The organism is Saccharothrix carnea (genome assembly GCF_003014735.1).
Lineage (GTDB): Bacteria > Actinomycetota > Actinomycetes > Mycobacteriales > Pseudonocardiaceae > Actinosynnema > Actinosynnema carneum.
The window spans coordinates 602,529-623,456 of the sequence record NZ_PYAX01000001.1 but is presented as its reverse complement, the minus strand read 5'-3'; the positions used below and the strand labels follow the sequence as shown (position 1 = coordinate 623,456).

Below are 20,928 nucleotides of genomic sequence, written 5' to 3'. Positions count from 1 at the left end.
GATTTCGCTTTAGACGCCCCGGAAACGGTTGATCTTGTCCAGGTGCGCGGCCCGCAGCTCGTGGTCGCGCACGCCGAGCCCCTCCTCGGGCGCCAGCGTCAGCACGCCGACCTTGCCCTGGTGGGCGTTGCGGTGCACGTCGTGCGCGGCCTGCCCGGTGTCCTCCATCGAGTACACCTTGGACAGTGTCGGGTGGATCTTCCCCTTGGCGACCAACCGGTTGGCCTCCCACGCCTCCCGGTAGTTCGCGAAGTGGGAGCCGACGATCCGCTTGAGGTGCATCCACAGGTACCGGTTGTCGTACTGGTGCATGTACCCGCTGGTGGACGCGCACGTCACGATCGTGCCGCCCTTGCGCGCCACGTACACCGACGCGCCGAACGTCTCCCGGCCCGGGTGCTCGAACACGATGTCCGGGTCGTCGCCGCCGGTCAGCTCGCGGATCTTCGCGCCGAGCCGCTTCCACTCGCGCACGTCCTGCTCGTGCTCGTCCTTCCAGAACCGGTAGCCCTCGGCGCTGCGGTCGATGATCAGCTCGGCGCCCATCCGGCGGCAGATCTCGGCCTTCTCCGGCGACGACACGACGCAGATCGGGGTCGCGCCGCCGTTCAGCGCGAACTGGGTCGCGTACGAGCCGAGGCCGCCGGACGCACCCCAGATCAGCACGGTGTCGCCCTGCTTCATGTTCGCGCCGTTGGCCGACACGAGCTGCCGGTAGGCGGTCGAGTTCACCAGACCGGGTGACGCCGCCTCCTCCCACGTCAGGTGGGCGGGCATCGGCATCAGCTGGTTGGCCTTGACCAGCGCGATCTCGGCGAGGCCGCCGTAGTTGGTCTCGAAGCCCCAGATCCGCTGCTCGGGGTCGAGCATGGTGTCGCTGTGCCCGTCCGGGTGCTCCAGCTGCACGTCGAGGCAGTGCGCGACGACCCGGTCGCCGGGCTTCCACGTGTTCACGCCGGGCCCGGTGCGCAGCACCACGCCCGCGAGGTCCGAGCCGACCACGTGGAACGGCTGGTCGTGCCGGCCGCCGTACTTCTTCAGGAACGCGAACGTCGACAGCGGCTCGAAGATCGAGGTCCACACCGTGTTGTAGTTGATGGCGCTGGCCATCACGGCCACCAGCGCCTCGCCCGGTCCGAGCTCCGGCGTGGCGATCTCGTCCACGTGCAACGACTTGCGGGGGTCCTTGTCCTTGGTCGCGAGACCCTCGAACATCTTGACCTCGTCGGCGTGCACCGTCACGCCCCGGTAACTCTCCGGTACGTCCAGTGATCCGATCGCGTCCAGTTCGTCCGCGAGGATCGCGTCGAGGATCTTCTGCACGGCGTTCCCTCCCAATGGGGGCTTGGGGGATGGTCGGTGTGGCGGGCTCTAGAGGTCCACGCAGGTGGCCGGAGGTTACCCACGGGTAACCGATTCAGAACCGGAGCTGTGAGCCACCGCACTGGGTTTTCGCCCGATCGGTTCATCTTGACCGGGCGGCCAATCAAGCAGACCATCGAAGACGTCCGATCGACGGGGACGGAGGTACGAGTCATGGCAAAGGCGTGGACCAGGTGGCAGGACTGGGCCGAGGTCGTCATCGGTGTCCTGGTGCTGCTCTCGCCCCTGGTGGTGGAGACGACCACCGGGGCCATGTGGACGATGATCGTGCTCGGCGCCCTGATCGCCATCGACGGCCTCGCGTCGCTCGCGATGCCCGGGATGGTGTACGGCGAGTGGTTCCAGATGGTCCTGGGCGCGCTGCTGTTCATCTCCCCGTGGGTGATGGGCTACAGCGATCTGATGGCGGCGTCGTGGATCTCGTGGATCGGCGGCGTGCTGACCGTCGCGGCGGGCGCCATGGCGGTCCCGCTGGCGAACGCGGCGCACGGCGGCCGGGTGGCCGGCACCGCCTGAGAGTGACGGAACACCGGGCCCACGGCGAGCCGCCGTGGGCCCGATCAACGGGGAGGGTGCGTTGGCAGAGGACTCGTCGGCCCGGGAACGGATCCTGCAAGCGGCCGAGGAGTTGTTCGCCGAGTCGGGTTTCGACGCGACGCCGACCTCGCGCATCGCCGAACGGGCCGCCGTGCCCAAGGGGCTCGTGCACTACTACTTCCGCCGCAAGACCGACCTGCTGGCGGCCCTCGTGCAGCGCCTGCCGGACGGCAACGTCGACGCGCGCCGGGTCGTGGTCGTCGGCGACATCGCGGAGAGCCTGCGCAGGCTCGTCGCCGCGCTGGACGCCAGGCTCAACGCGTCACCGCTGCTCAGCCACCTGCTGTGGCGCGAGGCGGACACGCACAAGGCGGTCCGCGACGCGCTGCACGAGCGGTACGAGTCGGTGGTGCGGCAGATCCGCAACGTGATCATCGCCGCCGGTGGGGCGGCGGTGGCCGCGAAGGACGTGGACAGCGCCTCCGCGCTGCTCGCGCTCGCGGTCAGCTACCGGCACTCGGTGGCCAGGCACGCGCCGGGCGACGACCGGATGGACCTGGAGCTGTCGTTCGTGGCCGCCGCCCTGGAGCGGCCCTAGTGCCGTGCGGGCTCCACCAGCTCCACCAGCACGCCCCCGGCGTCCTTCGGGTGCACGAAGTTGACCCGGCTGTCCGACGTGCCGCGCCGCGCCTGCTCGTACAGCATCCGCAAGCCCTTGGCGCGCAGCGCGTCCGCCGCCGCGTCCACATCGGACACCCGGTAGGCCAGCTGCTGCAACCCCGGCCCGGACCGGCCGATGAACTTCGCGATGGTGGACTCCGGGGTCAGCGGCGCGAGCAGCTGCACGGCGGCGCCCGTGCCGTCGTCGCCCGGAGCGCGCAGCATCGCCTCGCGCACGCCCTGCTCCTCGTTGACCTCCTCGTGCGCTACCTCCAGGCCGAAGTGCTCGCGGTGGAACGCGATCGCGGCGTCCAGGTCGGGCACGGCGATGCCGACGTGGTCGATGGCGGTGACGAATCCGCGGAGTTCTTCCATGCCTCGCAGGCTAGTGGCCGAATCGGTGCAGGTCCCGCTGTGCGACGCCTCACACGGCTACTCTGCGGTAACCGTGGGTATCGTGGCGTGTTAACAACCGCTTACACCCGCTGTGGAGGCTGCTGTGTCCGGTTCCGTCATCGTCGCCGGGGCCCGTACCCCGATGGGGCGACTGCTCGGATCGTTGAAGGACTTCTCCGGCGCCCAGCTCGGTGGCGTCGCGATCAAGGCGGCCCTGGAGCGGGCCGGTGTCGCGCCCGAGCAGGTGCAGTACGTGATCATGGGCCAGGTGCTGACCGCCGGCGCGGGCCAGATCCCGGCGCGGCAGGCCGCGGTGGACGCGGGCATCCCGATGACCGTGCCCGCGCTGACGATCAACAAGGTGTGCCTGTCCGGCATCGACGCGATCGCGCTGGCCGACCAGCTCATCCGCGCCGGCGAGTTCGACATCGTGGTGGCGGGCGGCCAGGAGTCGATGACCCAGGCGCCGCACCTGCTGCCGAAGTCGCGCGGCGGGTTCAAGTACGGCGACGTCTCGATGGTCGACCACATGGCCCACGACGGCCTGTTCTGCGCGTTCGACCAGGTGGCGATGGGTGCCTCCACGGAGAAGTTCAACGCCCGCTACGGCGTGACCCGCGAGGAGCAGGACGCGTTCTCCGCCCGCTCGCACCAGCTGGCCGCCAAGGCGGCGGAGAACGGGATCTTCGGCGAGGAGATCGCGCCCGTCGCCATCCCGCAGCGCAAGGGCGACCCGGTGCTGTTCGCCGAGGACGAAGGTGTGCGCGGCGACACCACCGTGGAGACGCTGGCCAAGCTGCGCCCGGCGTTCGCCTCCGACGGCACGATCACCGCGGGCTCGGCGTCGCAGATCTCCGACGGCGCGGCGGCCGTGGTCGTGATGAGCAAGGCCAAGGCCGAGGAGCTCGGCCTGACCTGGCTGGCCGAGATCGGCGCGCACGGCGTGGTCGCCGGTCCGGACGCCAGCCTGCACGAGCAGCCCGCGAACGCGATCAAGGCCGCGTGCGCCAAGGAGGGCATCGACCCGGCCGACCTGGACCTGGTCGAGATCAACGAGGCGTTCGCCGCGGTCGGCGTGGTCTCCACCCGTGAGCTGGGCATCGCCGAGGACAGGGTCAACGTCAACGGCGGTGCGATCGCGCTGGGCCACCCGATCGGCATGTCGGGCGCCCGGATCGCGCTGCACCTGGCGCTGGAGCTGAAGCGCCGCGGTGGCGGCGTCGGCGCGGCGGCCCTGTGCGGCGGCGGTGGTCAGGGCGACGCCCTGATCGTCCGCGTGCCTAAGGTCTAGAGGTGTGGCCCGCACCGTTGACGTAGCCGAACTGGTCGACCGCGCGCGCGAGGGACAGCCGCGCGCGGTCGCCAGGCTCATCTCGCTGGTCGAGGACGCCAGCCCGCAGCTGCGCGAGGTGGCGGGCGCGCTGGCCCCGTTCTGCGGGAACGCGCAGGTCATCGGCTTGACGGGTGCTCCGGGCGTCGGCAAGTCCACGTCCACGTCGGCGCTGGTCGCGGCCTACCGGCGGCGCGGCAAGCGGGTCGGGGTGCTGGCGGTGGACCCCTCGTCGCCGTTCTCCGGCGGCGCGCTGCTCGGCGACCGGGTGCGGATGGGCGAGCACGCCACCGACCCCGGCGTGTTCATCCGGTCCATGGCCACCCGCGGCCACCTGGGCGGGCTGTCCTGGGCCACGCCGCAGGCGCTGCGCGTGCTCGACGCGGCGGGCTGCGACGTGGTGCTGGTCGAGACGGTCGGCGTCGGCCAGTCCGAGGTCGAGGTCGTGTCGCTGGCCGACACCACGGTGGTGCTGCTCGCGCCCGGCATGGGCGACGGCATCCAGGCCGCGAAGGCGGGCATCCTGGAGATCGCCGACGTGTTCGTGGTCAACAAGGCCGACCGGGACGGCGCCGACCAGACCGCGCGCGACCTCAAGCACATGATCTCGCTGGGCCGCCGCGAACGGGAGGGCGGCCGGTGGCGGCCACCCGTGGTGAAGGCGGTCGCGTTCCGCGCCGAAGGGCTGGACGAGGTCGTGGACGCGATCGACGCCCACCACGCGTGGCTCGCCGACCGCGGCGAGCTGGAACGACGCCGCGCCACCAGGGCGGCGGGCGAGATCGAGGCCATCGCGCTGGAGCGGCTGCGTTCCCGGATCGGCGGCTTGCGCGGCGCGTCCGCGCTCGAAACCCTGGCCAAACGGGTCGTGGCGGGGGACCTGGACCCCTACGCTGCGGCTGATCGACTGGTCGAGGGGGTGGGGCATGACGACGCCGGTGGTGATCGACATCGGTAGGCGGGACGTGCGCCGCGTGCTGATCGGGGGCGCGGTGACCGGTGCGCTGGGGGTGGCGGCACTGGTGGGCGCCGTGACGGCGTACGCGGACGGTGAAGGGGTCGGCGGCACGATCGGGCTGGTCATCGGGTTGGCGTTCACGGCCATCACGCTCGGCGCGATCGTCAACTGGAAGAGGATCTCCCGGCCGCGCAAGCTCGTGCTGGAGATGCCCGGCGTGCGGTGGGACGACCCGGCCGGCACGCCGTGGGCGGTGGCCTGGCCCGAGTTGGGCGGCGTGCGGATCTCCCGGACCCGGGAACGCGTGTTCCACCCGGCCGACTCGGTGGTGCGCAAGACCATGGTCCGGCTGGACCTGCTGCCGGCGGACCCGCCGACCTTCCAGGCGCGGCACGCCGACATGGCGCACCTGGCCCGCCAGGACGGCGTCTACCGGCTCCCGCTGGGCGACGCGGCCGCCTTGATCACGGTGGTCGAGCGGGCCGTGCTTGGATTCGCACCGCACCTGTACCGCGGAGTGCAGGACGAGGGCTTCACGGTGGGGTTGTCATGAACGAGATCGAGATTCCCTTCGGCAACAGGACCGAGCGGCGGGTGGCCCTGGCCGTCCAACTCGGCCTCACGCTCTTCGGCGTCCTGCTGATGTTCCTGTCCTACGCCGACGGCCACCTGGCGGCGATGTTCGTCGGACCGGTGGTGGCGCTCGGCGGCCTGGTCGGCGGCGGCGTGTGGCGGGCGAGCGCCCGGCCGCGCCGGCTCGTGGTGGAGCACCAGGGCCTGCGCTGGGTCGACAAGGGCCTGTCGTGGTCGGTGCCGTGGTACGAGCTGGCCGCGGTGGCGCTGGCGCGCGGCGGTGCCAAGCCGGCGCTGTGGCTCAACCTGGTCCCGAACGACCCGCAGGCGTTCCAGGCCACCTACCGCCGCATCCCGCACAACGTGCACGGCCACTGGATCAAGCTGGCCGACGACATCGGCGCCGAGATGCTGGACCTGGCACTGCGGCGGTACGCCCCGCAGCTCTACCGGGGCTTCGTGCCGCACTTCGCCGGTTAGCCCGGGGTCGCCGTCCGGGCCAGGTGCGCCTCGTGCTGGGACACCGCCTTGCGCCACAACGGTTCCCGGTCGTCGTCGGCGACGACCAGCCCGAAGACGTCGGCCAAGGCGGTGAACCAGTCGGCCCGGTCGTCCAGCACGGTCTTGGTGGTCGTCGCCTCGACCCGGGACAGGGTCAGCGCGCGCAGCACGTCCCAGCCCGCGGCGTCGGTCCGCAGCACGCCGAACGTGCGCACGAACCCCGACTCGGGTGACGTGGACAGCTCCACGTGCGGGTCGGCGAAGTGGTCCAGGCCCACCTCGTCGAGCGTGAAGTGCATGGCGAAGAAGCTGCCGCGCACGTCGTGCCGCAGCCGCCACGCGCCGGGCGCGGCCGTCGACGGTCCCAGCTCGAACTCGAACGGCCCCTGGCGGTGGACGCCCGCGCGCAGCGGCAACGGCGAGTGCAGGCCGTCGCCCAGACCGGCGTCCACCAGCCAGATGTCGTCGGAATCAGGCAGGTCGCGGACGGTGAGCGCGAGGTGCTTGCGGCTGATGGTCGGCGCGGACTCCGGGGTCATCTGCACGCCGCCGGGGTGCCGCGTCACGCGGTAGCCGAGCGCGTGCAGCAACTCGGCGAACGCGCCGTTGAGGTGGAAGCAGTACCCGCCGCGGCCGGACAGCACGCGGGCCACCGAGTCACGCGGGTCCAGCGAGGACACCCGGCCGAGCTGGATGTCGACCGACTCGTACGGCACCCGTTCCGCGAACGCCCGGTGCAGACTGGTCAACGCCGCGACGCTCGGTGGTTCGGCGTCGGCCAGGCCGAGGCGGCGCAGAAACGCCGTTACGTCCATTGAGTCCATCTGAAAATCCCCCATCCGGGTGGGACGCGTCGAAGCCGGGACTTCCGACTCTAGGCAAGGACGATCACAGCGCCGAACGTCTATCCCAGCGACCGGGTGACGAAGAGGTGCGATGTACGACTCCGCTGGGCTTCAGGTCCTGTCCCGCGAGGAATGCCTGAAGCTGCTCGGCACGGCCGCCATCGGTCGCCTGGTCTACACCGACAGGGCGCTGCCGGTGGTGCACCCCGTCGTGTTCGTGCTCGACGGCGAGTGCGTCGTGCTGCGCGTGCCGGACGGCAGCGCCACCCTCTCCGCCCGCGACACGATCGTGGCCTTCCAGATCGACGACGTGGCGCCCGACCTGTCCCGCGGCTGGTCGGTGATGGCCGTCGGGCACGTCACCGAGGTCGAGGAGCAGAAGCGGCTGACCAGGCTGCGCCAGTTGCCGCTGGCCTCGCGCGGGCACGGCCGCGGCGACCACTTCCTCGTGGTCGACCTGGAAGTCCTGTCGGGTCGTCGCATCCCCTAGGAGAAGGCGTTAACCTCGACACCTCCGACTCGTGAGGTGGTCTGGGTGGCCGGAACCCCGGACGCGAACGCGGCGACGCGGCTGGACGGCCTGCTGCGCGAGCTGACCGACCGCACCACCGAGGTCGTCGTGTCGCAGGAGCGGCTGAGCAGGCTGCTGACCGCCGTGGTGTCGCTGACCAGCGACCTGTCGCTGCCCGACGTGCTGCGCCGCATCGTGGAGTCCTCCTGCGGCCTGGTCGGCGCCCGGTACGGCGCGCTGGCCGTGGTCGGCCCGAACCGGCAGCTGCTGGAGTTCACCTACGACGACGGCCACCACAACGCCGACTTCGAGAAGCACGGGTCCGAGGCGACCGCGTTCGACCCGTCCGGGCCGGGGTTCCTCGGTGTGCCGGTGCACGTGCGCGGCGCGGTGTTCGGCAACCTCTACCTCAGCGACAAGGCGGACGGCTCCGAGTTCACCCGGGCCGACCGCGAGGTGGTGGTCGCGGTGGCCGCGGCGGCGGGCATCGCGATCGAGAACGCCCGCCTCTACGAGCAGTCGCGGCAGCGCGAGGTGTGGCTGCGCGCGTCCAACGAGGTGACGAACGCGCTGCTCACCGGCACCCCGGACCGGGACGCGCTGCGCCTGGTCGCGGTGCGCGCCCGGCTGGCCGCGGACGGCGTGAACGCGCTGCTGTCGCTGCCCGACCTGCAGGGCGAGCTGGCCGTGCGGGTGATGGACGGCGAGATGCGCGGGTTCGGCGAGGCGGGCGAGGGCGGTCCGGCGCACGAGGTGTTCGACACCGGCAAGGCGAAGGTGCTCGACGGGCTGCCCGGCCAGACCAGGATCGGCCCGGTGGTGTTCGTGCCGCTGGCCGCCGGTGACCGGGTGCTGGGCGTGCTGATGGTGGCGCGGGCGCGCGGGCAGCGGGCGTTCGACGCCTCCGACGTGGCGCTGGTCGAGTCGTTCGCCCGGCAGGCCGCGCTGATCCTGGAGTTCACCAGGGCCACCGGTGCCGGCAGGCGGCTGGCCGTGCTGGAGGACCGCGACCGGATCGCCCGCGACCTGCACGACCTGGTCGTGCAGCGGCTGTTCGGGCTCGGCCTGGGGTTGCAGAGCATGAACGGGCTGGTGGAGCAGCCGATGGTGGCGCAGCGGCTGGCGGACTTCGTGACCGAGGTCGACCAGACGATCCGCGAGATCCGGCGCACCATCTTCTCGCTGCAGGAACCGCCCGCGGGCGCGGCCGACCTGCGCGCCCAGCTGATGAAGGTGGTGCAGGAGTCGGTCAGGCTGCTCGGCTTCGAGCCCGCGCTGAGCATGGACGGTCCGATCGACTCGGTGGTGCCCGACCACGTGCGGCCGGACCTGCTGGCCACGCTGCGCGAGGCGCTGGCCAACGCCGCCCGGCACGCGTCGGCGAAGAACGTCGAGGTCGAAGTGGTGGTGGACCGGGCGGCGACGAACCTGCGGCTGGTCGTGCGCGACGACGGCGACGGCCTGCCGTCCGGGCGGGGCAGGCACACCGGCGGCCTGGTGAACATGGCGGCGCGGGCCGCGAAGTGGGACGGTTCGTGCCAGGTCGAGTCGGCCGAGGGCCGGGGTGTGACGCTGACGTGGTCCGTCCCGTTGGTATCGGTGTAGGGAGGGCTCGTGTCCATCTCGGTGCTTTTGGTGGACGACCACGAGATCGTGCGGCGCGGTCTGCAGCAGTTGCTGGCGGTCGAGTCGGACATCGAGGTCGTCGGTGAGGCGGAGAGCGCCGCGGCCGCCGTGTCCGCCGCCGCGTTCCACCGGCCCGACGTGGCCGTGATCGACGTGCGGCTGCCCGATGGCGACGGCGTGACCGTGTGCCGGGAGATCCGTTCGACGGTCCAGCCGCCGCCCGCGTGCCTGATGCTGACCTCGTACTCCGACGACGAGGCGCTGTTCGGCGCGATCATGGCGGGCGCCGCCGGGTACCTGCTCAAGCAGGTGTCCGGCAACGACCTGGTGTCCGCGATCCGCACCCTGGCCGCGGGCGGTTCGCTGCTGCACTCCGGCGTGACGGCGACCGTGCTGCAACGGCTGCGCGGCGGACCGGTGGAGGACCCGCGCTACGCGTCGTTGAGCCCGCAGGAGCGGCGGATCCTCGACCTGATCGCCGAGGGCCTGACCAACCGGCAGATCGCGAACCGGCTGTACCTGGCCGAGAAGACGGTGAAGAACTACGTCTCCTCGCTGCTGCACAAGCTCGGCTTCGACCGCCGGACGGAGGCCGGTGTCTACGCCGCGCGCAGGCGGCAGGCCGGCGGGATCTAGAGCGGCCAGCCGACCACGGGGCGGGTGTTCGCGGCGGCGGGCGCGGTCGGGTCGGGCAGGGGCATCCCCGGGCAGGTCAGGTCACGTGGCGGCACCTTCCCGTCCACGATGAACGCCTCCACGACCTCGTCCACGCACGGGTTGCCGAAGGCGTAGATGCCGTGGTCGCCCTCGTCGGTCACGGTGAGCATCCGCGAGCCCTCGAAGGCGCGGTGCGCGCGTAGGGCGCCTTCCACCGGCGTCGCCGGGTCGCGCACCGACTGCACCATGAGCACCGGCGGCACGCCCTCGCCGGTCGGCTTCTTCAGCTCCAGCGGCGGGCGGTCCCAGAACGCGCACGGCGCGAGCCGCTGGAAGTAGCCGTTCAGCGGGTACCGCGCGCCCAGCCGTTCCGCCTCCCGCGCCAGCGTGGTGCGGTTGTGCCGGAACTCCGTGTCGTTGCACGTGACGGCGTACAGCGTGGCGCTGGGCGCGTCCGGGTACCGGGCGGGCAGCACCGTCGCACCGGTCCGCGTGGCCTGCCGGAGCATCACGAGGGCCTGCGCCGCCTCCGCGAACAGCAGCTTGCTGTACTGCGCCCGGGTGAGCGTCAGGTCGAGCGCGAAACCGTCGACGACGGTCCCGTCCGGCAGCGTGAGCGGGTTCGCGGCGAGCTCCGCGCGGGTCGTCTCGTAGACCTGGCGGACCTGCTCCGCGGTCGTGCCCAGGTGGTAGACGCCGTCGTAGCGGGCCACCCAGGGCAGGAAGTCGGTCCGGAACCGGCGTTCGACGGCGTAGCCGAAGTTGTCGAAGATGTCCTGGAACGTCGAGGTGAAGTCCGGGTTGGAGTCGAGCACGACCTTGTCGACCCGGTCGGGGAAGTAGGTGGCGTAGTACGCGCCCATCCAGCTGCCGCCCGAGTAGCCGATCCAGTTGACCTTCTCGTGGCCCAGCAGGCGGCGCAGCAGGTCGAGGTCGTGGACGGTCTGCTCGGTGTTGACCACCTCGCCGAACTCGCCGGAACGGGTCTGGCACGCGGTGGCCTGGAGCCGCGCGGCGTCGTAGAGCAGGTCGGTGTTGGCGCGGCCGCGGTCGCGCGGGTCGGCGATGCCGACCCAGCTGTACCCGCCGCAGGTGGCGTTCGTGCTCGCGCCCGTGCCGCGCGGGTCGATGCCGATGACGTCCAGGTCTGCCACCAGCCTGGCGCGGTCCGCGTAGAGCAGCGGCAAGCCCCGGCCGGGCGCTCCCGGACCGCCCGGGTTGGTCAGCACGACGCCCTTCGCCTGGCCGGAGCGCGCCTTGAGCCTGCTCACCGCGATGGTGACGGTGCGGCCGTCGTCCGGCGTGCGCCAGTCGAACGGCGCCTGGAACGTGCCGCACTCCAGGCCTTCGTACTCGGCGCACGGCGACCAGGTGATGGTCCGCTCCGGCACCGGCTCGGCCTGCGCGTACGTCGGCAGGGCCGTGCCGATCAGGGCCGCGATCGCGGCGATGGCCGTTCTCGCTCGCATGGATGTCCCCCTCCGTCGAGGCCTCCACCCCACCGCGCACGTACGCTGGGGGACAACCGCAGAAAGGCCCTGTTCGGCTCTACGAAAGACTTAAGCCACTCGGGCTCGGAGGAAAGTAAGGTCGCTGGAGTGGGGATTTTCCGGAGGAAGCGGCCTGCCGCGCTCGCCCGTGAAGTGGTGCGGGACCACACCTACGACGACGCGATCCTGGACATCGCGGCGGAGGAGATGGACGCGGGCCACCTGAGGGCGGCGACCACGGTGCTCGCGGAGTGCCGTGACGAGCCCGAGGTGCGGGCGTTGCGGGTCGAGGTGCTCGGCGAGCACGCCATCGGCCACGCCGACGAGCTGCTGGAGCTGGCGAAGAACAACACCGACCCGGACCTGTGGCTGCTGGCCGGCACGGCGTTCATCCGGGAGGCGTGGGCGATCCGCGGCTCGGGGCGGGCCGACAGCGTCGGCAAGGACCGGTTCAAGGTCTTCTTCGGCACCCTGCGCAAAGCAGTCGGCCCGTTGCACGAAGCCGCCAAGCTCCTGCCGCGGGACGCGGTGCCGTGGGCGCAGCTGCAGACCGCGGGCCTCGGGTTGCAGGTCGACCGCGACCAGAAGGACGAGGTGTGGCGGGAGATCGTGGCGCGGTGCGCGACGCTGTACCCGGCGCACTGGACCCGGTTGCAGATCCTGGCGTCGAAGTGGGGCGGGTCGGCCGAGGAGATGATGGCGTTCGCGCAGGGCAGCGTCGACGCCGCGCCGCCGGGCGACCCGGTGGTGGCCATGCTGCCGCTGGCGCACTTCGAGATCTTCCTGGAGCAGTTCGAGGACGCCGTGCAGGCGCGGTCGGCGTTGAAGATCGCGACGTTGAAGATGCGGTACTTCACCCGGCACCGGGAGGAGATCGCCGCGGCGGCGGACAAGTGGGACTCGACCCCGACCAAGCCGCACCCGCGCGCGTTGCAGGCGCACAACCTGTTCGCGGCGGCGTTCGCCCTGGCCGACGACGCGCCGCGGGCCAAGCGCCACCTGCTCGGCATGCGCGACCACGTGCACGAGGTGCCCTGGGCCTACGTCGCCTACCTGGCCGACGACCTGGAGAAGGAGTACTCCGAGCTGGCCAACAAATACCTCTGACCGCGAGAGTCCAACGCTCACGCCGCGAGAGTCCAACGCTCAGCGCACCTGAATTCAACGCTCAGGTGCCCGCGCGGGACGCGTGAGCGTTGAATTCAGGGTCCGTGAGTGTTGGACTCTCGCGGGCTGAGTGTTGGACTCTCGCGGGCTGAAGTCCACCTCTCAGCTCCTCGGCACCGATGGCGGCCTGCACCGGACGGCGACCACGTCGCCGGTCACCACGACCTCGCCCGCCGCGTGCGGCACGACCACCGTGCTGCCCCGGTGCACCGCGACAGGACCCAGCGTGCCGGCGCCCTCCAGCACCACGAACACGCCGAACGAGGGCTCCAGCGCCGCCGTGCCGGACACGTGCAGCCGGTCGGCGCGGAAGAACGGGTCGGCCTGGGCGTCGAACAGGTCCACCGACCGGCCGGTGAGCGCCCGCGTGCGGCGCACGAGGTCGTCCGGCGACTGGGCGCGGCGCTCCAGGCAGTCCAACGCCTTGTCGTAGCCCAGACCGAGGTGCCCGGCCTCGGCGTCGGCCAGGAAGCCCTTCCACTCCAACGTGACCGAGAAGTCGGTCGGCTGCTGGAGCTCCACGATGAACACGCCCTCGCCGATCGCGTGCGGCACGCCCGCGGGCACGAACACCGTGTCACCGGGCGAGACCTTGACCGGGTTCAGCGCGGCCAGCATGGCGGCCGAGTCCTGAGTGGACACCCACCCGGCGGCGACCGCGGCGGGCACGTCCTCGCGGAACCCGATGTACACCGTCGGGTCGGGCCCGGAGGTGCCGATCACGATCCACGCCTCGGTCTTGCCGTGCCGGCAGCCCAGGTGCGCGGCCGCGAACGCGTCGGACGGGTGGCAGTGCACCGGCAGCCGCTGACCGGCGTCGAGCAGCTTCACCAGCAGCGCGGTGTCCGCGCCGAACTCCGCCGCGTGCTCCGCGCCCAGCCACACCTCCGGGTCGGCCGCCACCGCGTCCCGCAGCCACCGCCCGTCCGGCAGCCGCGTCAACCCCGCCTCGTCCTTGCCGAACTGCGCGGTGGTCGACGCGACCCAGTCCTCGGGCCCGGCGTCGGCGGAGTCCTGGCTCCGGAACGCCGCGATGGCCGCACCGCCCCGGTAGAACTGCCGCGGCTGGTTGGCCTCCAGCGCGACGGGCTGGGTGTCGGAACTCATGATGGGCGTACCTCTCCTGATCCACGGGCCACCAACCGGACCGGCAGGACGACGCGGCGCGGTGGGGAGCCGTCGCCGTCCAGTCGGGCGAAGAGCAGGTCCGCCGCTGCCTTGCCGAGCGCGCTCGCGTCGTGCGCGATCACGGTCACCGGCGGTGACAGCAGGTCGGCCAGCTCGAAGTCGTCGAAGCCCACCAGGGCAGGTCGCACGGCACTGCCCGCCAGCGCGCGCACCGCGTGCACGGTGATCCGGTTGTTGCCGGTCACCACCGCGGTCGCCGGGTCGGCGGCGTTCTGCAGGCCCTGCAACGCCTTGCGCACCGACTCCTCGTCGTGCGGCCCCATGACCACCAGGGACTCGTGGTACCCGATACCGGCGCGCACGCAGCCCTCGCGGTAGCCGCGCAGCCGTTCGTTGGCGGTGAAGATGTCCGGCGCGTCGCCGAGGAACGCGATCCGCCGGTGCCCGAACGACGCCAGGTGCGCCACCGCCGCCGCGGTGCCGCCGATGTTGTCCACCAGCACCGTGTCGGCCACGACGTCACCGGCCGGCCGGTCCAGGAACACGACCGGCGTGCCCGCCCGCATCTCCGGCACCAGGTACCCGTGCTGCAACCCGGCGGGCACGATCAGCAGCCCGTCCACCCGCCGCGAGCAGAACTCCAGCGACAGCTCGCGCTCCCGCGCCGGGTCCTCGTCGGACGAGCCGGTGATCACCTGACGGCCGCGCAACCGCGCGATCTCCTCGACCGCACGCGTGACGCCGGAGTAGAACGGGTTGCCGACGTCCTCCAGCACCAGGCCGACGGTGCCCGTGGACGAGCCGCGGCGCAGGTTGCGGGCGCTGAGGTTGCGCCGGAAGCCGAGCTGGTCGATCGCCGCCAGCACCCGCTCGGCGGTGGCCGGGTGCACGCCCGCCTCGTCGTTCACCACGCGCGAGACGGTCTTGATGCTGACGCCCGCCAGCCGCGCCACGTCGTTCATCGTGGCACGCCGCACCTTGCGGACGCCTGCCGCGCCGTTCGGGGACAACGTTGTCATAGTGCGCGAATCACACACCCCGCTGTCACGTCTGTCAACGTCCTGGCTGTCTCGAACCGGACAAACCCCGGACACCGGGGTTGACGGCCCCCCGACACTCTGCGCACCGGTACGTCTCGACGTTCTCGCACCGCGACGAGACCGCGTCCCCGGGCTACTACGGGGTGACCCTCGACAGCGGGACCGAGGTCGAGCTGACCGTCACCCAGCCAGCGCACCACGCCGTACCGCAACAACTCCAGCGGCGAGCCGCAGCAGCTGGAGGTGCACGTGTTCGCGACCGCGCCGATCGCGTCGCAGGCCGACAAGCAGGTCCGATCGGTTGCTCTGCCGCCTTCGGTGACCGGCGGGACGTTCCACGTGTTCGCCATCGCGGTGGGCTGACCCTATGGTGGATCGGTGACGGCTGACCCCGTGGAGTCCGTGAACACGTTCATCGGCACGAAGGACGACGGGAACACGTTCCCGGGCGCGTCGATGCCCTTCGGAATGGCCCATTCGAGCCCGATCGGCTCGCACTACGCCGGTTACCGCTACGACGACCCGCTGATCCGCGGGTTCGGGCACTTCTTCCTGTCCGGCGCCGGGTGCTCGGAGCAGGGCGGGCTGGTGTCGATCCTGCCGACGACCGGCTTGCCGCGCACCTTCGACCACCGCGCGTACGGCGCCGCGTACGCGCACGAGGGCGAGGTCGGCAAGCCCGGCTACTACCGCGTGCGGCTGGCGTCCGGCATCACGGTGGAGTCGACGGCGACCACGCGTGCCGGGGTGGAGCGGTTCACGTTCCCGGCCGGGGTGACGCCGCACGTGCTGGTGAACGTGGGCCAGGCGAACGACGGCGAGCCGGTGTCCGCGAGCAGCGTCCGGGTGGTGGACGACCGCACGTTGGCCGGAACCGTGGTGGCGCAGGCGTTCTGCGGCGGCAAGCCGTACACGACGTACTTCACCACGACGTTCGACCGGCCGTTCGAGCGCACCGGCAACTGGGGCGGCGCCGAGGGCGGCGCGGGGTTGCGCGGGCAGTGGGTGACGTTCCCGGAAGGCCCGGTGACGGCGGCCACCGCCATCTCGCACGTCGACGCGGACGGGGCGGCGAAGAACCTCGGCGAGGCGCGCGGGAAGTCGTTCGACTCGTTGCGCGCGGAGGCCCAGGAGGCGTGGCGGCGAGAGCTGTCGAGCGTCGAGGTCTCCGCGGAGGGCGCCGACCGCACGGTCTTCTACACCGCGCTCTACCACGTGCTGTTGCAACCGTTGACGGGCAACGACGTGGACGGCCGGTACCGCGGGTTCGACGGGCGGGTGCACACGGCCGACGGCTGGACCTACTACGAGTACTTCTCGCTCTGGGACACCTACCGGGCGCACAACCAGCTGCTGGCGCTGCTGCGGCCGGGGCGGGCGAAGGACGTCGCGCGGTCGTTGCTGGCGATCCACGAGCAGGGCGGGTGGCTGCCCCGCTGGGCGTACGCGAACCAGGAGACCAACACCATGACCGGCGACCCGGTCACGCCGTTCCTGGTCGACCTGTGGCGGTTCGGCGCGTTGGAGGGCGTGGAGGAGCGGGCCTACGAGGCGTTGTGGCAGAACGTGAACGGCGTGCCGCCCGCGTCGTCGCCGTTCGAGGGCAGGGCGGGCAACCCGTCCTACCTCCGGCACGGTTTCGTCCAGTACGACAAGGGTTTCCGCAAGAAGGGGCAGGACGTCGACCCGCACCACGGCGCCTCGGCGACGTTGGAGTACGCGCTGGCGGACTCGTCGCTGGCAATCATGGCCGCCGCACTCGGGCGCCACGACGACGCCGCGGTCCTGCGCGGGCGCGGGCTGAACTACCGGGTGCTGTGGGACGCCGCGGTGTCCGACCGCGGGTTCTCCGGCTTCCCGCGGCCGAAGCTGGGCGACGGGCGGTGGCTGGCACCGTTCAGCCCGCAGGGCCCGGACGGCTTCCACGAGGGCACGGCGTGGCAGTACCAGTGGCTCGTGCCGCAGGACGTGCCCGGGTTGGTGTGGCTGCTCGGCGGCCGTGACGCGGCGGTGGCCCGGCTGGACGACTTCTTCGCCTACCCGGACCTGGTGGCGGACCCGGCGCGGACCGTGCGCGACAAGTGGGTCGTCGGGCCCTATGAGTACTACAACCAGTTCCGCTACAACCCGAACAACGAGCCGGACCTGCACGTGCCGTGGATGTACGCGCTGATGGGGCAGCCGTGGAAGACCTCGGCCGTGGTGCGGGCGGCGCAGACGTTGTTCGTGGACGCGCCGAACGGAGTGACCGGCAACGACGACCTGGGGCAGATGTCGGCCTGGTACGTGTGCAGCGCCTTGGGCCTGTACCCGGTGACGCCGGGCACCGGTGACTTCGTGCTGAACGCGCCGAGGTTCGACCGGGCGGTCGTGCACCTGGAGAACGGGCGTGACATCACCGTCACGGCGGACGGCGCGGACCCGTCGAAGCTGCAGTACGTGCGGTCGCTGGACGTCGACTCGCAGCCCTGGGACAAGGCCTACCTCAACCTCTCGCGGCTCGACGGCGCGCACCTGGACTACCGCCTGACCACCGACCCAACGGAGGCGACGTGGGCGACCGGTCCGTCGTCCGCGCCGGCCTCCCCGAACACAGGTGAGCACGTCTCGTAATCGGTCGCGCGCGGGCTGCTACCAGCAGGTCCGTCGAAAGTCTCGATCGTCGTCCACTTCCGTCGCGAACGGACCGAAGCGGCACCACCGGCGGTCGGGGCGGCTTACCGTCCAGCCATGACAGGGGCACGCATACCGGCCGTCGTGGTTGCCGACATCAGAAAGAGCTACGGCGAGCTGAAGGCGGTGGACGGCGTCTCGTTCACCGTCGCCGAGGGGGAGTTCTTCGGCATCCTGGGGCCGAACGGCGCGGGCAAGACCACCACCCTGGAGATCGTCGAGGGCCTGCGCAAGCCAGACGGCGGCCAGGTGACGCTGCTCGGCGAGCAGCCGTGGCCGCGCAACCCGAAGCTGCTGCCGCGCATCGGCGTGCAGCTTCAGGCGTCGAGCTTCTTCGAGAAGCTGACCGCCCGGGAGCAGCTGCAGACGTTCGGCTCGCTGTACGGCGTGAGCCGGCGCACGGCCGACGAGATGCTGGAGCTGGTCGGCCTGACCGACAAGGCCGACGTGCAGGAGAACAAGCTCTCCGGCGGCCAGCGGCAGCGCCTGTCGATCGCGTGCGCCCTCGTGCACGACCCGGACCTGGTCTTCCTGGACGAGCCGACCGCCGCGCTGGACCCGCAGGCCCGGCGCAACCTGTGGGACGTGCTGCGCGCGATCCAGGCCAGGGGCAAGACCATCGTGTACACGACGCACTACCTCGACGAGGCCGAGATCCTGTGCGACCGGGTGGCGATCATGGACCGCGGCCGGATCCTCGCGATGGACGCGCCCGCGACGCTGGTGCGCGGTCTCGACGCGCCCACGCACGTGGTGCTGCAGAAGGGGTTGCTGACGCGTGAGGCGGCGCGTGGCATCACCGGGGTCGAGGACGCGCACGAGGACGAGGTGTCGTTGACCATCTCCACCCGCAAGCCCGCGCCGGTGCTGTCGGCGTTGGCCGAGCGCGGCACGTTGGACGGCCTGCAGGTGCGCACGGCCACGTTGGAGGACGTCTTCCTCGACCTGACCGGACGGGAGTACCGCGCATGACCGCGTTCCGGAGCCTGTCAGCGGCCATGGTCAAGGGCTTCCTGCGGGACAAGATGACGTTGTTCTTCGTCTTCCTGTTCCCGCTGATGTTCCTGGTCGTGTTCGGGCTGTTGCTCGGTGACTCGGGCAGCGACAAGACGAAGATCGCGGCGGTGGGCGAAGGGCCTGTGCTGTCGACGTTGGAGCAGACCGGCGCGATCGAGCTGGAGAAGCACCCGGACGTGGCTTCGGCGCGGCAGAAGGTGGACGACGGCGACCTGCCCGCCGCCGTGGTGGTGTCCGGTGACCGGGTGGAGCTGATCTACGCGGCCAGCGACCAGGTCGCGGCGGGCACCGTGACGGGCATCGTGTCGGGGGTGGTCGACAAGATCAACCTGGGTGCGGCGGACGTGACGCCTCGGTTCACGTTGGAGACGAAGTCGGTCGAGGACGCGTCGCTCAAGCCGATCCAGTACCTGACGCCGGGCATCCTGTCGTGGGCGATCTCGATCTCGGGCGTGTTCGGCTCGGCGTTGACCATGGTGTCGTGGCGCAAGAAGCAGGTGCTGCGGCGGATCCGGCTGGCGCCGGTGAGCACGACGACCGTGCTGACGTCGCGGGTGCTGGTGAGCATCGGCACGGCGGTGGCGCAGGGCGTGGTGTTCGTGGCGGTGGCGCTGCTGCCGCTGTTCGGGCTGAGGCTGACCGGCCAGTGGTACCTGGCGCTGCCGTTGCTGGTGCTGGGCACGACGGCGTTCTTCGCGATCGGGATGCTGGTGGGCGCGTTCTGCAAGACGGAGGAGGCGGCGTCCGGTGCGGCGAACATCGTGATCATGCCGATGGCGTTCCTGTCGGGCACGTTCTTCCCGGTGGAGAACGCGCCGGGGTGGCTGCAGACGGTGTCGTACATCTTCCCGTTGCGCCACATGAACGACGGCATGCTGGACGTCCTGGTCCGCGGCAAGGGCGTCGAAGCCCTGCTGCTGCCCTCCGCCGTCCTGATCGCCTTCACCCTGGTCGTGGGCTTCATCGCCGCCCGCATCTTCCGCTGGGAGGACTGACCGCGAGTCGAACGCGCGGGGGTGGGGGTGGGGTGAGGGGGGTCACGAAGCACAATGGGGGCATGTTCAGCAGCGCTGTTGGTCGGTTTCGCCTGCTCGCCCTGGCCGAGGCGGTGTCGTGGGCCGGTCTGTTGATCGGCATGTTCTTCAAGTACGTCGTCGTCGAGAACGAGATCGGCGTGAAGATCTTCGGGCCGGTCCACGGCGCGATCTTCGTCGGGTACGTGCTGGTGACGTTGATGCTGGCGGACCGCTGGGACCGCAAGACGCTCATCCTCGGCCTGGTCGCGAGCATCCCGCCGTTCGGCACCGTGGTGTTCGAGCGCTGGGCCAACCGGACCGGTCGCCTGGACGAGGCTCAGACCGCGAAGGACTGAGCGCGTTCCAACTCCGCCTCGGGGTCACCGAGGTGGTAGACCCGCTCACTCGGCTCGATGTTGTCCAGGAACTCCTGGTACACCAGCGCGCCGACGAGGTGTGACGCCGGCCGGGCGTGCCGCAGCGCGCTCGCCGGATCGCTCGACGGGTAGTGGCGCGACCACGCGTCCACCCACGCGCGTTCGATCGCGGGCCGGAACTCCGGCGCGACGAACCCGATCAGCCGCGCCGCGTCCAACGCCGGGTGGCCCCAGTGCGCGTCACCCCAGTCGAGCACCACCCCGCCGGAACGCCAGTTGCCCGGGTGGAAGTCGCCGTGCAGCAGGGACTCCGGCAACCCGAAGTCCGGCACCCGCACCCCGCGCACCCGCGACAGCGGCTCACCCGAACCGGCCAGCGCCGCCTGCACCGCCACCCACCGCGGCACGATCCGTTCGATCACGTCGTCACCCGGCTGCCAGCAGTCCACCCCGGGAGCCTCCGCCAGCAGCACCCGGCCGGGCTCGGCAGCGATCAACCCCGGTGCCAACGACGGGTCGACCGACGCCACCAGCCGGATCACCTCGCCCTCGTCCGCCATGAACGGCGGCGTGGCCTTCGCCCACACGTTCCCGCCCGCGGTCGGCAGCCGGTACAGGCACGACAGGTTCCACGTCTTCACCTGCACGGGCGGCCCGGTCACGTCGACGTGCCGCCGCGCCCACGCCACCAACGCCGCCGGACCGCCCGGACGCGCCCACGGCAGCCGCAGCGGGTGATCGGGGAACTCGTGCGGCGGCGAGTCGGCCGACAGCCCCCGGTCGGGCACCCGGTCGGCTTCCACCTGGTACGTCACCACGCCGTCACGCATCGCCGGCGTGGTGGTCCCCACCAGCCGCAACACGCTCGTCGTCACGCCGAGCACCCGGTCCAGGTGCGCGGTGACGGGTTCGACGTCGTTCCACCACGGGCTGTCGACGGTGAACGGCTCGGCCGCGCCGACGAACCGGCCGCCGACCGTCACCAGAGCCCTGATCTCCCGCACGACGTGCAGGGTGGCCGGGCCGGCGACGGTCTGTCGACC

Annotated in this window: 21 protein-coding genes and 1 pseudogene; 15 read left to right on the top strand and 7 right to left on the bottom strand. The window is 71.4% G+C overall.

Annotation, left to right across the window (positions count from 1 at the left end; genetic code table 11):
* Positions 1–9: 9 nt before the first annotated feature.
* On the bottom strand, positions 10–1,323 hold the full coding sequence (gene ccrA / locus B0I31_RS03035) for a crotonyl-CoA carboxylase/reductase (RefSeq protein WP_106613709.1): 1,314 nt from the start codon (positions 1,321–1,323) through the stop codon (positions 10–12).
* Positions 1,324–1,536: 213 nt separating this feature from the next.
* Here ccrA and B0I31_RS03030 point away from each other — a divergent pair, with 213 nt between their 5' ends.
* Together B0I31_RS03030 and B0I31_RS03025 are read left to right on the top strand one after the other, a co-directional pair.
* The gene (locus B0I31_RS03030; RefSeq protein WP_106613708.1) at positions 1,537–1,899 is read left to right on the top strand and encodes an SPW repeat protein; all 363 of its coding nucleotides are present in this window, start codon (positions 1,537–1,539) and stop codon (positions 1,897–1,899) included.
* Between the two features lie 61 nt (positions 1,900–1,960).
* Positions 1,961–2,518: a TetR/AcrR family transcriptional regulator gene (locus tag B0I31_RS03025; protein ID WP_073887101.1), complete on the top strand. Its 558-nt coding sequence runs from the start codon at positions 1,961–1,963 to the stop codon at positions 2,516–2,518.
* Here B0I31_RS03025 and mce read toward each other — a convergent pair.
* Complete coding sequence (gene mce / locus B0I31_RS03020) at positions 2,515–2,955, bottom strand: methylmalonyl-CoA epimerase (protein WP_106613707.1); 441 nt, start codon at positions 2,953–2,955, stop codon at positions 2,515–2,517. The two genes, B0I31_RS03025 and mce, sit on opposite strands and share 4 nt — an antisense overlap.
* Positions 2,956–3,079: 124 nt before the next feature.
* Here mce and B0I31_RS03015 point away from each other — a divergent pair, with 124 nt between their 5' ends.
* From B0I31_RS03015 to B0I31_RS03000, 4 genes are read left to right on the top strand one after another with little or no spacing between them, the layout of a single operon-like run.
* Positions 3,080–4,267, top strand: a complete 1,188-nt coding sequence (locus B0I31_RS03015) for an acetyl-CoA C-acetyltransferase (RefSeq protein WP_106613706.1) — start codon at positions 3,080–3,082, stop codon at positions 4,265–4,267.
* A 4-nt stretch (positions 4,268–4,271) separates the two neighbouring features.
* On the top strand, positions 4,272–5,264 hold the full coding sequence (meaB, locus tag B0I31_RS03010; protein WP_106613705.1) for a methylmalonyl Co-A mutase-associated GTPase MeaB: 993 nt from the start codon (positions 4,272–4,274) through the stop codon (positions 5,262–5,264).
* A complete protein-coding gene (locus B0I31_RS03005; RefSeq protein ID WP_106613704.1) occupies positions 5,233–5,817 on the top strand; it encodes a hypothetical protein in 585 nt (194 codons plus the stop codon). The genes meaB and B0I31_RS03005 overlap by 32 nt, the downstream gene beginning before the upstream one ends.
* A complete protein-coding gene (locus B0I31_RS03000) occupies positions 5,814–6,317 on the top strand; it encodes a hypothetical protein (RefSeq protein WP_106613703.1) in 504 nt (167 codons plus the stop codon). Before B0I31_RS03005 ends, B0I31_RS03000 begins: the two co-directional genes overlap by 4 nt.
* On the opposite strand, the gene B0I31_RS02995 is transcribed toward B0I31_RS03000, so the two are convergent.
* Entirely contained in the window at positions 6,314–7,162 is an 849-nt protein-coding gene (locus tag B0I31_RS02995; protein WP_106613702.1) for an arylamine N-acetyltransferase family protein, read from the bottom strand. The genes B0I31_RS03000 and B0I31_RS02995 overlap by 4 nt on opposite strands.
* A 112-nt stretch (positions 7,163–7,274) precedes the next feature.
* On the opposite strand from B0I31_RS02995, the gene B0I31_RS02990 reads away from it, so the two are divergent.
* Genes B0I31_RS02990 through B0I31_RS02980 form a run of 3 tightly spaced genes read left to right on the top strand, consistent with a single transcriptional unit; the run spans position 7,275 to position 9,956 of the window.
* Positions 7,275–7,673, top strand: a complete 399-nt coding sequence (locus B0I31_RS02990; RefSeq protein ID WP_106613701.1) for a pyridoxamine 5'-phosphate oxidase family protein — start codon at positions 7,275–7,277, stop codon at positions 7,671–7,673.
* A gap of 45 nt (positions 7,674–7,718) precedes the next feature.
* The gene (locus B0I31_RS02985; RefSeq protein WP_106613700.1) at positions 7,719–9,299 is read left to right on the top strand and encodes a sensor histidine kinase; all 1,581 of its coding nucleotides are present in this window, start codon (positions 7,719–7,721) and stop codon (positions 9,297–9,299) included.
* A 9-nt stretch (positions 9,300–9,308) separates the two neighbouring features.
* Entirely contained in the window at positions 9,309–9,956 is a 648-nt protein-coding gene (locus tag B0I31_RS02980) for a response regulator (protein WP_106613699.1), read from the top strand.
* On the opposite strand, the gene B0I31_RS02975 is transcribed toward B0I31_RS02980, so the two are convergent.
* Complete coding sequence (locus B0I31_RS02975) at positions 9,953–11,446, bottom strand: alpha/beta fold hydrolase (protein ID WP_106613698.1); 1,494 nt, start codon at positions 11,444–11,446, stop codon at positions 9,953–9,955. The two genes, B0I31_RS02980 and B0I31_RS02975, sit on opposite strands and share 4 nt — an antisense overlap.
* Before the next feature lie 129 nt (positions 11,447–11,575).
* Here B0I31_RS02975 and B0I31_RS02970 point away from each other — a divergent pair, with 129 nt between their 5' ends.
* Positions 11,576–12,574, top strand: a complete 999-nt coding sequence (locus B0I31_RS02970; protein ID WP_241828537.1) for a hypothetical protein — start codon at positions 11,576–11,578, stop codon at positions 12,572–12,574.
* Between the two features lie 162 nt (positions 12,575–12,736).
* On the opposite strand, the gene B0I31_RS02965 is transcribed toward B0I31_RS02970, so the two are convergent.
* Together B0I31_RS02965 and B0I31_RS02960 are read right to left on the bottom strand one after the other, a co-directional pair.
* A complete protein-coding gene (locus B0I31_RS02965; protein WP_106613697.1) occupies positions 12,737–13,741 on the bottom strand; it encodes a class I mannose-6-phosphate isomerase in 1,005 nt (334 codons plus the stop codon).
* Positions 13,738–14,724: a LacI family DNA-binding transcriptional regulator gene (locus tag B0I31_RS02960; protein ID WP_106613696.1), complete on the bottom strand. Its 987-nt coding sequence runs from the start codon at positions 14,722–14,724 to the stop codon at positions 13,738–13,740. The genes B0I31_RS02965 and B0I31_RS02960 overlap by 4 nt, the downstream gene beginning before the upstream one ends.
* Positions 14,725–14,861: 137 nt before the next feature.
* Between B0I31_RS02960 and B0I31_RS43025 the strand changes: the two are divergent.
* The 5 genes and pseudogenes from B0I31_RS43025 to B0I31_RS02940 form a co-directional block, all read left to right on the top strand.
* Positions 14,862–14,978: pseudogene (locus B0I31_RS43025) on the top strand (hypothetical protein); the annotation flags it as partial.
* 202 nt (positions 14,979–15,180) lie between these two features.
* Positions 15,181–17,415, top strand: a complete 2,235-nt coding sequence (locus B0I31_RS02955) for a GH92 family glycosyl hydrolase (RefSeq protein ID WP_106613695.1) — start codon at positions 15,181–15,183, stop codon at positions 17,413–17,415.
* Positions 17,416–17,532: 117 nt separating this feature from the next.
* The gene (locus B0I31_RS02950) at positions 17,533–18,447 is read left to right on the top strand and encodes an ABC transporter ATP-binding protein (protein WP_106613694.1); all 915 of its coding nucleotides are present in this window, start codon (positions 17,533–17,535) and stop codon (positions 18,445–18,447) included.
* Positions 18,444–19,487 (top strand): ABC transporter permease, encoded by a 1,044-nt coding sequence (locus tag B0I31_RS02945; RefSeq protein WP_106613693.1) that lies wholly within the window; start codon positions 18,444–18,446, stop codon positions 19,485–19,487. The genes B0I31_RS02950 and B0I31_RS02945 overlap by 4 nt, the downstream gene beginning before the upstream one ends.
* 62 nt (positions 19,488–19,549) lie before the next feature.
* Positions 19,550–19,864 carry a DUF3817 domain-containing protein gene (locus B0I31_RS02940; RefSeq protein WP_106613692.1) on the top strand — a complete coding sequence of 105 codons (315 nt, stop codon included), beginning with the start codon at positions 19,550–19,552 and terminating at the stop codon, positions 19,862–19,864.
* Here the strand turns inward: B0I31_RS02940 and B0I31_RS02935 are convergent.
* The gene (locus tag B0I31_RS02935; RefSeq protein ID WP_219910572.1) at positions 19,846–20,889 is read right to left on the bottom strand and encodes a phosphotransferase; all 1,044 of its coding nucleotides are present in this window, start codon (positions 20,887–20,889) and stop codon (positions 19,846–19,848) included. The genes B0I31_RS02940 and B0I31_RS02935 overlap by 19 nt on opposite strands.
* Positions 20,890–20,928: the final 39 nt, after the last annotated feature.

Bases quoted from the DNA above. Each gene is read 5' to 3' on its own strand.
- B0I31_RS03030 (WP_106613708.1), top strand. From the start codon at position 1,537: ATGGCAAAGGCGTGGACCAGGTGGCAGGACTGGGCCGAGGTCGTCATC.
- mce (WP_106613707.1), bottom strand. From the start codon at position 2,955: ATGGAAGAACTCCGCGGATTCGTCACCGCCATCGACCACGTCGGCATC.
- B0I31_RS03005 (WP_106613704.1), top strand. From the start codon at position 5,233: ATGACGACGCCGGTGGTGATCGACATCGGTAGGCGGGACGTGCGCCGC.
- B0I31_RS03000 (WP_106613703.1), top strand. From the start codon at position 5,814: ATGAACGAGATCGAGATTCCCTTCGGCAACAGGACCGAGCGGCGGGTG.
- B0I31_RS02995 (WP_106613702.1), bottom strand. From the start codon at position 7,162: ATGGACTCAATGGACGTAACGGCGTTTCTGCGCCGCCTCGGCCTGGCC.
- B0I31_RS02990 (WP_106613701.1), top strand. From the start codon at position 7,275: ATGTACGACTCCGCTGGGCTTCAGGTCCTGTCCCGCGAGGAATGCCTG.
- B0I31_RS02975 (WP_106613698.1), bottom strand. From the start codon at position 11,446: ATGCGAGCGAGAACGGCCATCGCCGCGATCGCGGCCCTGATCGGCACG.
- B0I31_RS02965 (WP_106613697.1), bottom strand. From the start codon at position 13,741: ATGAGTTCCGACACCCAGCCCGTCGCGCTGGAGGCCAACCAGCCGCGG.
- B0I31_RS02960 (WP_106613696.1), bottom strand. From the start codon at position 14,724: ATGAACGACGTGGCGCGGCTGGCGGGCGTCAGCATCAAGACCGTCTCG.
- B0I31_RS02950 (WP_106613694.1), top strand. From the start codon at position 17,533: ATGACAGGGGCACGCATACCGGCCGTCGTGGTTGCCGACATCAGAAAG.
- B0I31_RS02945 (WP_106613693.1), top strand. From the start codon at position 18,444: ATGACCGCGTTCCGGAGCCTGTCAGCGGCCATGGTCAAGGGCTTCCTG.
- B0I31_RS02940 (WP_106613692.1), top strand. From the start codon at position 19,550: ATGTTCAGCAGCGCTGTTGGTCGGTTTCGCCTGCTCGCCCTGGCCGAG.